General features: G+C 63.9%; 10 protein-coding genes. 6 read left to right on the top strand and 4 right to left on the bottom strand.

Annotation, left to right across the window (positions count from 1 at the left end):
* Positions 1-206: 206 nt before the first annotated feature.
* Genes ACFPU0_RS18575 through ACFPU0_RS18565 form a run of 3 tightly spaced genes read right to left on the bottom strand, consistent with a single transcriptional unit; the run spans position 207 to position 3,265 of the window.
* The gene (locus ACFPU0_RS18575) at positions 207-1,193 is read right to left on the bottom strand and encodes an alpha-L-glutamate ligase-like protein (RefSeq protein WP_377694749.1); all 987 of its coding nucleotides are present in this window, start codon (positions 1,191-1,193) and stop codon (positions 207-209) included.
* A gap of 3 nt (positions 1,194-1,196) precedes the next feature.
* A complete protein-coding gene (locus ACFPU0_RS18570; protein WP_377694748.1) occupies positions 1,197-2,723 on the bottom strand; it encodes an inactive transglutaminase family protein in 1,527 nt (508 codons plus the stop codon).
* 5 nt (positions 2,724-2,728) lie between these two features.
* Complete coding sequence (locus tag ACFPU0_RS18565; protein ID WP_377694747.1) at positions 2,729-3,265, bottom strand: ATP-dependent zinc protease; 537 nt, start codon at positions 3,263-3,265, stop codon at positions 2,729-2,731.
* Positions 3,266-3,569: 304 nt separating this feature from the next.
* Between ACFPU0_RS18565 and ACFPU0_RS18560 the strand changes: the two genes are divergently transcribed.
* From ACFPU0_RS18560 to prpF, 5 genes are all read left to right on the top strand, one after another.
* Complete coding sequence (locus ACFPU0_RS18560) at positions 3,570-4,292, top strand: GntR family transcriptional regulator (protein ID WP_377694746.1); 723 nt, start codon at positions 3,570-3,572, stop codon at positions 4,290-4,292.
* Positions 4,289-5,176, top strand: a complete 888-nt coding sequence (gene prpB, locus ACFPU0_RS18555) for a methylisocitrate lyase (protein WP_377694745.1) — start codon at positions 4,289-4,291, stop codon at positions 5,174-5,176. The genes ACFPU0_RS18560 and prpB overlap by 4 nt, the downstream gene beginning before the upstream one ends.
* Positions 5,177-5,255: 79 nt before the next feature.
* Entirely contained in the window at positions 5,256-6,419 is a 1,164-nt protein-coding gene (prpC, locus tag ACFPU0_RS18550; RefSeq protein ID WP_377694744.1) for a bifunctional 2-methylcitrate synthase/citrate synthase, read from the top strand.
* Position 6,420: 1 nt separating this feature from the next.
* Entirely contained in the window at positions 6,421-9,030 is a 2,610-nt protein-coding gene (acnD, locus tag ACFPU0_RS18545; protein WP_377694743.1) for a Fe/S-dependent 2-methylisocitrate dehydratase AcnD, read from the top strand.
* A 191-nt stretch (positions 9,031-9,221) separates the two neighbouring features.
* The gene (gene prpF, locus ACFPU0_RS18540) at positions 9,222-10,409 is read left to right on the top strand and encodes a 2-methylaconitate cis-trans isomerase PrpF (RefSeq protein ID WP_377694742.1); all 1,188 of its coding nucleotides are present in this window, start codon (positions 9,222-9,224) and stop codon (positions 10,407-10,409) included.
* 152 nt (positions 10,410-10,561) lie between these two features.
* On the opposite strand, the gene ACFPU0_RS18535 is transcribed toward prpF, so the two are convergent.
* The gene (locus ACFPU0_RS18535; protein ID WP_377694741.1) at positions 10,562-11,380 is read right to left on the bottom strand and encodes a pyruvate, water dikinase regulatory protein; all 819 of its coding nucleotides are present in this window, start codon (positions 11,378-11,380) and stop codon (positions 10,562-10,564) included.
* A gap of 164 nt (positions 11,381-11,544) precedes the next feature.
* Between ACFPU0_RS18535 and ppsA the strand changes: the two genes are divergently transcribed.
* Positions 11,545-13,914, top strand: coding sequence for a phosphoenolpyruvate synthase (gene ppsA, locus ACFPU0_RS18530; RefSeq protein ID WP_377694740.1), 2,370 nt, complete (start codon positions 11,545-11,547; stop codon positions 13,912-13,914).
* The last annotated feature ends 7 nt before the right edge of the window (positions 13,915-13,921 follow it).

Here is a 13,921-nt window from a genome sequence, read left to right as displayed (position 1 = left end):
GGGCCTATTGGCCCCTTTTCATTGGTTCCGCTTTTCGTAGGGGGATGGCGCTCTTTCATCCACCAGCGGTGTCCGGCCAGCCCTCCCATGGTGGACCGATGAAGCGTGGTCCACCCTACGGATGAGCCCACCTTTGGCCCTGGTTGGACACCCATAATGAAAAAGCCCGGCACCTGCGGGCCGGGCTTATTTCATGCAGCGGTGGCTCAGATCTCCGCCGGCCTTACATGGCCGAAGAGCTCCTGGGAAAACCGTACGCGCTCTTCCGGGGTTTCCTGGATGCCCTTGGCCTTCAGCTCTTCGAGGCGGGCCTCGACGGCGTGGGCGCGGTGGGTCAGGCCGCAGTCGTTGGCGATCTGGATGTTCAGGCCGGGGCGGGCGTTGAGTTCAAGGATCAGGGGGCCCTTGTCCTGGTCCAGCACCATGTCGACACCGATGTAGCCCAGGCCGCAGAGCTCGTAGCAGCCGGCGGCCAGCTTCATGAAGCCGTCCCAGTTCGGCAGTTGCACGCCATCCACTGCGTTGGTGGTGTCCGGGTGCTTGGCGATCTTGTTGTTCAGCCAGGTGCCGCGCAGGGTCACGCCGGTGGCGAGGTCCACACCCACGCCGATGGCGCCCTGGTGGAGGTTGGCCTTGCCGTTGGACTGCCGGGTCGGCAGGCGCAGCATGGCCATCACCGGGTAGCCCATCAGCACGATGATGCGGATGTCCGGCACACCTTCGTAGCTGATGCTCTTGAAGATCTGGTCCGGGGTCACGCGGTACTCGATCAGTGCGCGGTCACGGTGCCCGCCGAGGGAGTAGAGGCCGGTGAGAATGGAGGAGAGCTGGTGCTCGATTTCCTCGTGGCTGATGATCCTGCCGGAAACCGTCTTGTAGCGGCCTTCGAAGCGGTCGGCGATCACCAGGATGCCGTCGCCGCCGGCGCCCTGCGCCGGCTTGATCACGAAGTCGTTACGCTCGCCGATGATCTCGTCGAGCTTCTCGATCTCCTTCTCGGTGGAGATCACGCCGTACATTTCCGGTACGTGGATCCCCGCCTCGATGGCGCGCTGCTTGGTGATGATCTTGTCGTCGACGATCGGGTACAGGTGCCGTTTGTTGTACTTCAGCACGTAGTCCGCATTTCGCCGGTTGATACCCATGATGCCTTTGGCTTCGAGGGCTTTCCACGTCTTGAGCAGGCCGAACATGGCTCAGTCCTTCAGGAAGGCTTTGAAGCGGAACAGCTCGGTCAGGCGGTAGCCGCGGTAGCGCCCCATCGCCAGCATGAAGCCCACCATGATCAACAGCACCGCCGGGAAGGTGAAGACGAAGTAGACCAGCTCCGGAATGCTCATCAGCAGGTGCGCCAGGATGGCCGCGACCAGGGTGCCGATGGCCACCTTGAAGGCATGGCCGCCGCCACGCTCTTCCCAGGTGATGGACAGGCGCTCGATGGTCATGGTCAGGATCACCATGGGGAACAGGGCCACGGACAGGCCGCGTTCCAGGCCGAGCTTGTGGCTCAGCAGGCTGATGACCGCGATCAGCACCACCACGAAGGTCAACACCACCGAGAGCCTTGGCAGCATCTGCAGCTTCAGGTGCTCGAGATAGGAGCGCAACGACAGGCCGAGCGCGGTGATGATGGTGAAGAGCACGATGCCGAAGCCCAGCTGGGTCTCACGGAAGGCGAGGGCGATCAGCACCGGGGTGAAGGTGCCCAGGGTCTGCAGGCCGCCGAGGTTGCGCAGGATCAGGATCACCAGCACGCCGATGGGGATCATGATCATGATCTGGTAGGTCTGCTGGGTCTGCAGCGGCAGTCCGTAGAGCGAGTACTCGAGGAAGTCGGCGTCGGTGTTCTCGTCGGTCAGCTTGGCCAGGCGGATGGCGTTCATCTCGCTGTTGTTCATGCTGAAGGTCACCTGGACCTTCTTGCCGCCGTCGACGGTGACCAGGCCGTCGTCACCGGTCCACCAGATCAGGCGGTCGCTGGGCAGGCCCTGCTCGCCGGTCTCGGGGTTGAAGTACAGCCAGTTCTCGCCGTTGAAGCTGCGCAGCCACAGCTCCGGGCTCTGCGCCTGTTCGCTGATCAGGCGGATGGTGTGCACGCGTTCCATCGGCACGTGGGCGATGGACAGCAGAAGTTCGATGACCTTGGCCTTGTTCGGGGTGCTCGGGTCGCCGGCCAGCAGCAGCTTGACGTTGTCATCGTTGAGGTTGTTGACCCGCTTGATGGTCTCGCTGATGAAGGTCTCGACGTCGGCGGAGTGCTGGCGGATGGGGGCCAGCAGGGCTTCGGCGGCGATCTTCTCGGGGCCTTCCACCGCAATGCTGTCGCGGAAGATTGGGCCTTTGTCCTTGGGCTTCTCGCCGCTGTAGCGCTTGGTCAGCACCAGGCGGTAATAGAGGGTCTGGCTGCCGCTGGCGCGGCGGGCGGACCAGGTCACCTTGCGGTTGCCATCGACGCGGTTGATGCTCACCCCGTAATTGTTGGAGATGAAGCTTTCGTTGAGGCTGACGTAGTCGCGGTTCAACGGCGGCACGAACATCTGGACCTTGACCGGGTCCTTCGGGCTCGCCTGGAACTCGACCTTGGCGTCGATGTTCCACAGGTCGTCGGTCTCATCCTCGGTGATCGGGATGCCCTGGATGAATATCTGGTAGGCCGTTATCAGAATGCCCAGGCTCACCAGCAGGGTGATCAGGACTTTCAGATGCAGGGTAAGAGAGCGCATGTGGGTTACTCGTCAGAGTTTGCATCGGTGGCGCAGCCGGGCTTGCCGGCAGCGTATTTAAGGCTCGGGTCGACCAGTGCGTCGAAGCGCTTGAGCGCCTCGGAACCGATCAGAAGCGGGTATTGGAAAGCACTACGGTCGGTGAGGTTCACTTCGATCGTCCGCAGGGCCTTGCCCATGCACACCTCCAGTTCGATGACCGGGCGTGCGGTGTAGGTCTTGCCTTCCTCGGGGTCGTAGTCCCCGGCGCGGCGTTTGATCTTGCTGATCCGCGCCAGGGGGCGCTCGATCGGGTGTTCGTGGGCGTCGTCGATCGCCAGGTAGAAGCGCACCCAGGGTTCGCCATTCTTCTTGAAGCGCTTGATGTCGCGCGCGCTGAGGGAAGCGGTCTTGGCGCCGGTGTCCAGCTTGGCGGCGACTTCGAGGTCCAGATCCTTCAGCCTGGCGTATTCATTGAGGCCGTAGACGGTCTTCTCGTTGGCGAGGCCAAGGCCGGGGAGGGCGAAGAGGCAGGCAATCAGGGCGAAGGGCTTGAGTGTCATAAGTCCTTTGAGCGTAACGCGATCATCGGTCCAGGAGCCCGGCCCACGGCCTTCTTGGCTGCGGCGCCTGGTCTGGGAGTCTTACAGGCTAGTCATCGGTGCCCAGACTGGCGCTGGCGGCGCGCATTCTAACACGTGGATTTTCTGCCGCGACAGACGCTTATGGCGCCGGAGCCGAACATCCAAGGCCCTGACTTAAATCCTGGGCTCACGACGGATTGTCGACAATTGGTCGAATGGTGTTTGACAGATTGGCTTTTATGGCAGTAGTTTTGCGTCATCGCTTACGAATGTGTCGACAATCATGCTGGACATCCCTGAAGCCCCCACCACTGGACAACTGGACTCGGAAACCCTTGCCGAGAGCGTCTTCCGGCGTATCCAGGCGGCCATAGTGCGCGGCGAGATCGCCCCCGGCAGCAAGATCTCCGAGCCCGAGCTGGCGCGCACCTATGGCATCAGCCGTGGCCCGCTGCGCGAGGCGATCCACCGCCTGGAAGGCCAGCGCCTGCTGGTGCGCGTGCCCCATGTCGGTGCCCGGGTGGTGTCGCTGAATCCTGCCGAGCTGATCGAGCTCTACGAGATCCGCGAATCCCTGGAAGGCATGGCCTGTCGCCTGGCCGCCGAGCGCATGAGCCAGGCCGAGATCGACGAGCTGCGCCGGGTGCTGGATACCCATGAGCGCGACGAGGCTTTCCAGGCCGGCCGTGGCTACTACCAGCAGGAAGGCGATTTCGACTTCCACTACCGGATCATCCAGGGCAGCGGCAACCAGACCCTGACCAAGATGCTCTGCGGGGAGCTCTACCAGCTGGTGCGCATGTACCGCCTGCAGTTCTCCAGCGTGCCGAACCGGCCGCGCCAGGCCTTCGCCGAACACCACCGTATTCTCGATGCCATCGCCGATCGTGACGGCGAGCTGGCCGAGTTGCTGATGCGCCGTCACATCGGCGCTTCCAAGCGCAATATCGAGCGCCACTACCAGGAAGCGCTCGCCAACCCGTCCAAAACACGAGGTGAGTCATGAGTCAGAAAACCGCCGGCCAGCGCTTCCGCGACGCCATCGCCGAGGAACGTCCGCTGCAGGTCATCGGTGCCATCAACGCCAACCATGCGCTGCTGGCCAAGCGTGCCGGCTTCAAGGCCATCTACCTGTCCGGTGGCGGTGTCGCCGCCGGCTCGCTGGGCCTGCCGGACCTGGGCATCAATACCCTGGACGACGTGCTCACCGACGTGCGCCGCATCACCGACGTCTGCGACCTGCCGCTGCTGGTGGATATCGACACCGGTTTCGGTCCCAGCGCCTTCAATATCGAGCGCACCGTCAAGAACCTGATCAAGGCCGGTGCCGCTGCCGCCCACATCGAGGACCAGGTCGGCGCCAAGCGCTGTGGCCACCGTCCGGGCAAGGAAATCGTCTCCACCGAGGAGATGGTCGATCGCGTCCGGGCCGCCGCTGATGCCAAGACCGACCCGAACTTCTTCCTGATCGCCCGTACCGACGCCATCCAGGCCGAAGGTGTGGATGCCGCCATCGAGCGCTGCCTGCGCTACGTCGAAGCCGGCGCCGATGCCATCTTCGCCGAAGCGGCCTACGACCTGCCGACCTACAAGCGTTTCGTCGACGCGCTGAATGTGCCGATCCTGGCCAACATCACCGAGTTCGGCGCGACCCCGCTGTTCTCCCGCGACGAGCTGGCCTCGGTCGGCGTGGCCATCCAGCTCTACCCGCTGTCGGCCTTCCGCGCCGCCAACAAGGCCGCCGAAGCCGTTTACACGGCGATTCGCCGCGATGGCCACCAGAAAGAAGTCATCGACCTGATGCAGACCCGTGCGGAGCTGTACGACCGCATCGGCTACCACGCCTTCGAGCAGAAGCTCGACGCGCTGTTCGCCGCCAACAAGAAATGACCGGACGCGGGCCGCCGCCCACCAGGGCGGCCCGTGGAAAAAGACGCACGCAACCGGATTGAATGAGGAGAATCAAGCGATGAACGCTACTGCCGAAACCACCACCCCGGGCTTCAAGCCGAAAAAATCCGTGGCCCTGAGCGGCACTGCCGCCGGCAACACCGCCCTGTGCACCGTTGGCCGTACCGGCAACGACCTGCACTACCGTGGCTATGACATTCTCGACTTTGCCAACGCCTGTGAGTTCGAGGAAATCGCTCACCTGCTGGTGCACGGCAAGCTGCCGAACATCGCCGAGCTGGCCGGCTACAAGGCCAAGCTGAAGGCCCTGCGCGGCCTGCCGGCCGGCGTCAAGGCCGCCCTCGAGCAGCTGCCGCCGTCCGCCCACCCGATGGATGTGATGCGCACCGCCGTTTCCGTACTGGGTTGCCTGTCGCCGGAGAAGGACGACCACAACCATCCGGGCGCCCGTGACATCGCCGACAAGCTGATGGCCTGCCTGGGTTCCGCCCTGCTGTACTGGTACCACTTCAGCCACAACGGCAAGCGCATCGACGTCGAGACCGATGACGACTCCATCGGCGGCCACTTCCTGCACCTGCTGCACGGCGAGAAGCCGCGCGACTCCTGGGTCCGCGCCATGCACACCTCGCTGATTCTCTACGCCGAGCACGAGTTCAACGCCTCCACCTTCACCTCCCGGGTGATCGCCGGCACCGGCTCCGACATGTACTCCTGCATCACCGGCGCCATCGGCGCGCTGCGCGGGCCGAAGCACGGCGGCGCCAACGAAGTGGCCTTCGAGATCCAGAAGCGCTACGACAACCCGGACGAAGCGGAAGCCGACATCCGCGCCCGCGTCGAGAAGAAGGAAGTGGTGATCGGCTTCGGCCACCCGGTCTACACCGTATCCGACCCGCGCAACAAGGTGATCAAGGAAGTCGCCCGCCAGCTCTCCGACGAGCAGAAGAACACCAAGATGTTCGACATCGCCGAGCGCCTGGAAAGCGTGATGTGGGAAATCAAGAAGATGTTCCCCAACCTCGACTGGTTCAGCGCCGTCAGCTACCACATGATGGGCGTGCCCACCGCCATGTTCACCCCGCTGTTCGTGATCGCCCGTACCTCCGGCTGGTCCTCCCACGTCATCGAGCAGCGTATCGACGGCAAGATCATCCGCCCGAGCGCCAACTACGTCGGCCCGGAAGATCTGAAGTTCGTGCCGCTCAAGGATCGCAAATAAGATGAACAGCCAATACCGCAAGAGCCTGCCGGGCACCCAGCTGGACTACTTCGACGCCCGCGCGGCCGTCGAGGCGATCCAGGCCGGTGCCTGGGAAAAACTGCCCTACACCTCCCGCGTACTCGCCGAACAGCTGGTGCGCCGCTGCGAGCCGGCGAGCCTGACCGCGTCGCTGGAACAGCTGATCTACCGCAAGCGCGACCTGGACTTCCCCTGGTACCCGGCGCGCGTGGTCTGCCACGACATCCTCGGCCAGACCGCACTGGTCGACCTGGCCGGCCTGCGTGATGCCATCGCCGAGCAGGGTGGCGATCCGTCCAAGGTCAACCCGGTGGTGCCGACCCAGTTGATCGTCGACCACTCGCTGGCCGTCGAAGCCCCGGGCTTCGACCCGGAAGCCTTCGAGAAGAACCGCGCCATCGAGGATCGCCGCAACGAAGACCGCTTCCACTTCATCGAGTGGACCAAGACCGCGTTCAAGAACGTCGACGTGATCCCGGCCGGCAACGGCATCATGCACCAGATCAACCTGGAGAAGATGAGCCCGGTGATCCAGGCGCGTGGCGGCGTTGCCTTCCCCGACACCTGCGTCGGCACCGACTCGCACACCCCGCACGTCGATGCCCTGGGCGTGATCGCCATCGGCGTCGGCGGCCTGGAAGCCGAAACCGTGATGCTCGGCCATCCGTCGATGATGCGCCTGCCCGACATCGTCGGTGTCGAGCTGACCGGCAAGCGCAAGCCGGGCATCACCGCCACCGATATCGTCCTGGCGCTGACCGAGTTCCTGCGCAAGGAGCGCGTGGTGGGTGCCTACGTCGAGTTCTTCGGCGAGGGCGCTGACAGCCTGTCGATCGGCGACCGCGCGACCATCTCCAACATGTGCCCGGAATACGGCGCCACCGCGGCGATGTTCTATATCGACCAGCAGACCATCGACTACCTCAAGCTCACCGGCCGCGAGCCCGAGCAGGTGGCGCTGGTGGAGAACTACGCGAAGACCCTCGGCTTGTGGAGCGACTCCCTGCAGACCGCCGAGTACGAGCGCGTGCTGAGCTTCGACCTGGGTACCGTGGTCCGCAACATGGCCGGACCAAGCAACCCGCACCGCCGCCTGCCGACCTCGGCCCTGGCCGAGCGCGGCATCGCCGACGAAGCCAAGCTGCAAAGCGGCAAGGCCGAGGAAGCCGAGGGCCTGATGCCCGATGGCGCGGTGATCATCGCCGCCATCACCAGCTGTACCAACACCTCCAACCCACGCAACGTGGTCGCCGCCGGCCTGCTGGCGAAGAAGGCCAACGTGCTGGGCCTGGTGCGCAAGCCGTGGGTGAAGACCTCCTTCGCTCCGGGTTCCAAGGTCGCCAAGCTGTACCTGGAAGAAGCCGGTCTGCTGCCGGAGCTGGAAAAGCTGGGCTTCGGCATCGTCGCCTACGCCTGCACCACCTGCAACGGCATGTCCGGCGCGCTGGAACCTGCGATCCAGCAGGAAATCATCGACCGCGACCTGTACGCGACCGCTGTGCTGTCGGGTAACCGCAACTTCGACGGCCGTATCCACCCGTACGCCAAGCAGGCCTTCCTGGCCTCGCCGCCGCTGGTGGTCGCCTACGCCATCGCCGGTACCGTGCGCTTCGATATCGAGCAGGATGTGCTGGGCACCGACAAGGACGGCAACCCCGTCACCCTGAAGGACCTGTGGCCGTCCGACGAGGAAATCGACGCCATCGTCGCCGCCAGCGTCAAGCCGGAGCAGTTCCGCCAGATCTACATCCCGATGTTCGACCTGGGCAACGTGAAGGAAGCGGACAGCCCGCTGTACGACTGGCGCCCGATGTCCACCTACATCCGTCGCCCGCCGTACTGGGAAGGCGCCCTGGCCGGTGAGCGCACCCTCAAGGGCATGCTCCCGCTGGCGATCCTGCCGGACAACATCACCACCGACCACCTGTCGCCGTCCAACGCCATCCTGCTGAACAGCGCGGCTGGCGAGTACCTGGCGAAGATGGGCCTGCCGGAGGAGGACTTCAACTCCTACGCGACCCACCGTGGCGACCACCTGACCGCGCAGCGCGCGACCTTCGCCAACCCGCAGCTGGTCAACGAAATGGCCGTTGTCGATGGCGCGGTGAAGAAGGGGTCGCTGGCGCGTGTCGAGCCGGAAGGCAAGGTGATGCGCATGTGGGAAGCGATCGAAACCTACATGAACCGCAAGCAGAACCTGATCATCGTCGCCGGTGCCGACTATGGCCAGGGTTCGTCCCGTGACTGGGCGGCCAAGGGCGTGCGCCTGGCCGGGGTCGAGGTGATCGTGGCCGAGGGCTTCGAGCGCATCCACCGTACCAACCTGGTCGGCATGGGCGTCCTGCCGGTCGAGTTCAAGCCGGGCACCACCCGCCTGACGCTGCAACTCGACGGTACCGAGACCTACGACATCCAGGGCGAGCTGTCGCCCGGCTGCGATCTGACCCTGGTGGTCAATCGCCGCAACGGCGAAGTGGTCGAAGTGCCGGTGACCTGCCGCCTGGACACCGCCGCCGAGGTGAATGTGTACAAGGCCGGTGGCGTGCTGCAGCGCTTCGCCAAGGACTTCCTCGAGTCGTCCGTGGCGTGATGTAAAGGCTCCGGCCTGCCTTGTGGCGGGCCGGAACAAAGGCCCCTCTCCCTGACCCTCTCCCTGAAGGGAGAGGGGACCGTTCCGCGCAGGATGAAACCATTGTGTCAGCCGGCACGGACAACTCCCTCTCACTTCAGGGAGAGGGCGGGGGAGAGGGCTGCCCCATAGAGCAACCAGGTACCGAACTCATGTCCCACGTACCCCAGATCAAAGTACCCGCCACCTACATCCGTGGCGGCACCAGCAAGGGCGTGTTCTTCCGCCTGCAGGACCTGCCCGAGCGCTGCCAGGTGCCGGGTGAGGCGCGCGATGCGCTGTTCATGCGAGTGATCGGCAGTCCCGATCCCTACTCCGCCCACATCGACGGCATGGGCGGGGCCACCTCCAGCACCAGCAAATGCGTGATCCTGTCGAAGAGCAGCCAGCCTGATCACGATGTGGACTACCTCTACGGCCAGATCTCCATCGACAAGGCCTTCGTCGACTGGAGCGGCAACTGCGGCAACCTGTCCACCGCCGCCGGGGCCTTCGCCCTGCACGCCGGCCTGGTGGATCCGGCGCGCATTCCGCAGAACGGCACCTGCGTGGTGCGCATCTGGCAGGCCAATATCCAGAAAACCATCATCGCCCATGTGCCGGTCACCAATGGCCAGGTCCAGGAAACCGGCGACTTCGAGCTGGACGGCGTGACCTTCCCGGCCGCGGAAATCGTGCTGGAATTCCTCGATCCGTCCGATGACGGCGAGGAGGGCGGCTCCATGTTCCCCACCGGCAACCTGGTCGACGACCTGGAAGTGCCGGGCATCGGCACGCTGAAGGCGACCATGATCACCGCCGGCATTCCCACCGTGTTCGTCAATGCCGAGGACATCGGCTACAGCGGAACCGAACTGCGCGAGGACATCAACGGCAACCCCGAAGCACTGGCCCGTTTCGAGGCCATCCGCGTCGCCGGGGCCCTGCGCATGGGGCTGATCAAGACCCCCGAAGAGGCCGCCACCCGCCAGCACACGCCGAAGATCGCCTTCGTCGCCAAGCCCAGGGACTACCGGGCCTCCAGCGGCAAGACGGTCAAGGCTGACGAGGTCGACCTGCTGGTGCGCGCCCTGTCCATGGGCAAGCTGCACCACGCCATGATGGGCACCGCTGCCGTGGCCATCGGTACCGCCGCGGCCATTCCGGGCACCCTGGTGAACCTCGCCGCCGGTGGCGGCGAACGTAATGCCGTGCGCTTCGGCCACCCGTCGGGCACCCTGCGCGTGGGCGCCGAGGCGGCCAGGGTGGACGGCGAATGGACGGTGACCAAGGCCATCATGAGCCGCAGCGCCCGCGTGCTGATGGAAGGTTGGGTGCGGGTGCCGGGGGAGGCCTTCTAGATAGCTGGAAGCTTGAAGCTGGAAGCTGGAAGTGAAAGGCGCATCCTGCCTGGCTTCTAGCTTCTAGCTTCTAGCTTCTAGCTTCTAGCTTCTAGCTTCTAGCTTCTAGCTTCTAGCTTCTAGCTTCTAGCTTCTAGCTTCTAGCTTCTAGCCTATTTCAGCCTTCTTTCCACACCCTTCTCGACCAGAATCTTCGCCGAGATTTCCTCCACCGAGAAATGCGTGGAGTTGATGAAGTTGATGTTTTCCCGGCGGAACAGGTTTTCCACTTCGCGCACCTCGAACTCGCACTGGGCGAAGCTGGCGTAGCGGCTGTTGGGCTTGCGCTCGTTGCGGATGGCGGTGAGGCGGTCGGGATCGATGGTCAGGCCGAAAAGCTTGTCCTTGTGCTGCTTGAGGGCGGAAGGCAGCTGCAGGCGCTCCATATCTTCCTCGGTCAGCGGATAGTTTGCGGCACGAATTCCGTATTGCATTGCCATATATAGACAGGTGGGTGTCTTGCCGCAGCGGGAGACGCCGACGAGGATGAGGTCGGCCTTGTTGTAGTAGTGGGTGCGGGCGCCGTCGTCGTTGTCCAGGGCGAAGTTCACCGCCTCGATGCGCTCCATGTAGTTGGAGTGCTGGCCGATGGAGTGGGATTTGCCCACCGAGTATGAGGAATGCGAGGTAAGTTCCTGTTCCAGCGGCGAAAGGAAGGTGGAGAAGATGTCGATCATGAAACCGTTGGAAGTGGCCAGGGTGTCACGGATCTCCTGGTTCACTATGGTGTCGAAGATGATCGGGCGGGCGCCGTCGGCCTCCGCAGCCTTGTTGATTTGCTGTACCATGGCGCGCGCTTTTTCAACGCTGTCGATGTAAGGCCGCGTGATCTTGTTGAAGGTAATGGTCTCGAACTGCGCCAGGAGGCTCTGGCCAAGGGTTTCCGCAGTGATACCAGTGCCGTCGGAGATGAAGAAAGCGGTTCGTTTCATTTGCGCCAAAGGCCTTAAGTCAGGAACGATTCTTGGCTATGATAGGCCGCGTTTTTCGCCAGGCCCCAGCCGGTCGGCATTGTGACGTATTTTTCTGGACCAAAGCCAGAACGCTGCGGAGTTGCTCCGCATGAGCTTTTCCAACAATTAGTGGAGAGATCACCTTGGTAGAGTACGTAGTTTCCCTCGATAAGCTCGGCGTTCACGATGTTGAGCATGTGGGGGGCAAGAACGCATCCCTGGGCGAGATGATCAGCAATCTGGCTGGCGCCGGCGTTTCCGTTCCCGGTGGTTTCGCCACGACCGCCCAGGCCTACCGTGACTTCCTCGAGCAGAGTGGCCTGAACGATCGCATTCATGCCGCCCTCGACAAGCTCGATGTGGATGACGTCAGCGCCCTGGCCAAGACCGGCGCCGAAATCCGCCAGTGGGTGATGGACGCCGAGTTCCCGGCGCGCCTGGATGCGGAAATCCGCGAGGCCTTCGCCGAACTTTCCAAGGGCAACGACAACCTGGCCGTTGCCGTGCGTTCCTCGGCCACCGCCGAAGACCTGCCCGACGCCTCCTTCGCCGGCCAGCAGGAAACCTTCCTCAACATTCGTGGCGTGGACAACGTGATCCGTGCCGCCAAGGAGGTTTTCGCCTCCCTGTTCAATGACCGCGCCATCGCCTACCGCGTGCACCAGGGCTTCGACCACAAGCTGGTGGCCCTGTCCGCCGGTGTGCAGCGCATGGTCCGTTCGGAAACCGGCACCGCCGGCGTGATGTTCACCCTGGACACCGAGTCCGGCTTCCGTGACGTGGTGTTCATCACCGCCGCCTATGGCCTCGGCGAGACCGTGGTACAAGGCGCCGTGAACCCCGACGAGTTCTACGTGCACAAGCCGACCCTGGAAGCCGGCCGTCCCGCCATCCTGCGCCGCAACCTGGGCAGCAAGGCGATCAAGATGATCTACGGCGAAGAAGCCAAGGCCGGCAAATCGGTGAAGACCGTCGATGTCGACCGCGCCGACCGCGCCCGCTTCGCCCTGACCGAAGCCGAAGTCACCGAGCTGGCCAAGCAGGCCCTGATCATCGAGAAGCACTATGGCCGCCCGATGGACATCGAGTGGGCGAAAGACGGCGACGACGGCAAGCTGTACATCGTGCAGGCCCGTCCGGAAACCGTTAAGAGCCGTGCCAGCGCCACCGTGATGGAGCGCTACCTGCTGAAGGAGAAGGGCAAGGTCCTGGTGGAAGGCCGCGCCATCGGCCAGCGCATCGGCGCCGGCCCGGTTCGCGTGATCCACGACGTATCCGAAATGGACAAGGTCCAGCCGGGCGACGTGCTGGTCTCCGACATGACCGACCCGGATTGGGAGCCGGTGATGAAGCGCGCCAGCGCCATCGTCACCAACCGCGGCGGCCGTACCTGCCATGCGGCGATCATCGCCCGTGAACTGGGCATCCCGGCCGTCGTCGGTTGCGGTAACGCCACCTCCGTGCTGAAGGATGGCCAGGGCGTCACGGTTTCCTGCGCCGAAGGCGATACCGGCTTCATCTTCGAAGGCCAGCTGGGCTTCGATATCCGCAAGAACTCGGTGGACGCCATGCCCGAGCTGCCGTTCAAGATCATGATGAACGTCGGCAACCCGGACCGCGCCTTCGACTTCGCCCAGCTGCCCAACGAGGGCGTGGGCCTGGCCCGCCTCGAGTTCATCATCAACCGCATGATCGGCGTGCACCCGAAGGCGCTGCTGAACTTCGCCAGCCTGCCGGCCGAGATCAAGGAAAGCGTCGAGAAGCGCATCGCCGGTTACAACGACCCGGTGGGCTTCTACGTCGAGAAGCTGGTGGAAGGTATCAGCACCCTGGCCGCGGCCTTCTGGCCGAAGAAGGTCATCGTGCGCCTGTCGGACTTCAAGTCCAACGAGTACGCCAACCTGATCGGCGGCAAGCTCTACGAACCGGAAGAAGAGAACCCGATGCTCGGCTTCCGCGGTGCGTCCCGCTACATCAGCGAGTCCTTCCGTGACTGCTTCGAGCTGGAATGCCGTGCGCTGAAGAAAGTGCGCAACGAGATGGGCCTGACCAACGTCGAGATCATGGTGCCCTTCGTGCGTACCCTGGGCGAGGCCTCGCAGGTGGTCGAGCTGCTGGCCAGCAATGGCCTGAAGCGCGGCGAGAACGGCCTGAAGGTCATCATGATGTGCGAACTGCCGTCCAACGCCCTGCTGGCCGACGAGTTCCTGGAGTTCTTCGATGGCTTCTCCATCGGCTCCAACGACCTGACCCAGCTGACCCTGGGCCTGGATCGCGACTCCGGTATCGTCGCCCACCTGTTCGACGAGCGTAACCCGGCGGTGAAGAAGCTGCTGGCCAATGCCATCGCCGCCTGCAACAAGGCCGGCAAGTACATCGGCATCTGCGGCCAGGGCCCGTCCGACCATCCGGATCTGGCCAAGTGGCTGATGGAGCAGGGCATCGAAAGCGTTTCCCTGAACCCCGACTCCGTGCTGGACACCTGGTTCTTCCTGGCGGAAGGTCAGGCCTGATCCCGGG

The organism is Pseudomonas sp. GCM10022186 (assembly GCF_042656385.1).
Lineage (GTDB): Bacteria > Pseudomonadota > Gammaproteobacteria > Pseudomonadales > Pseudomonadaceae > Metapseudomonas.
Note: the sequence above shows the minus strand (reverse complement) of the source record. Positions and strands in the feature narration are given on the sequence as shown.

Coding starts and splice junctions, on each gene's coding strand:
- ACFPU0_RS18575 (WP_377694749.1), bottom strand. CDS start 1,193: ATGTTCGGCCTGCTCAAGACGTGGAAAGCCCTCGAAGCCAAAGGCATC.
- ACFPU0_RS18570 (WP_377694748.1), bottom strand. CDS start 2,723: ATGCGCTCTCTTACCCTGCATCTGAAAGTCCTGATCACCCTGCTGGTG.
- ACFPU0_RS18565 (WP_377694747.1), bottom strand. CDS start 3,265: ATGACACTCAAGCCCTTCGCCCTGATTGCCTGCCTCTTCGCCCTCCCC.
- ACFPU0_RS18560 (WP_377694746.1), top strand. CDS start 3,570: ATGCTGGACATCCCTGAAGCCCCCACCACTGGACAACTGGACTCGGAA.
- prpB (WP_377694745.1), top strand. CDS start 4,289: ATGAGTCAGAAAACCGCCGGCCAGCGCTTCCGCGACGCCATCGCCGAG.
- prpC (WP_377694744.1), top strand. CDS start 5,256: ATGAACGCTACTGCCGAAACCACCACCCCGGGCTTCAAGCCGAAAAAA.
- acnD (WP_377694743.1), top strand. CDS start 6,421: ATGAACAGCCAATACCGCAAGAGCCTGCCGGGCACCCAGCTGGACTAC.
- prpF (WP_377694742.1), top strand. CDS start 9,222: ATGTCCCACGTACCCCAGATCAAAGTACCCGCCACCTACATCCGTGGC.
- ACFPU0_RS18535 (WP_377694741.1), bottom strand. CDS start 11,380: ATGAAACGAACCGCTTTCTTCATCTCCGACGGCACTGGTATCACTGCG.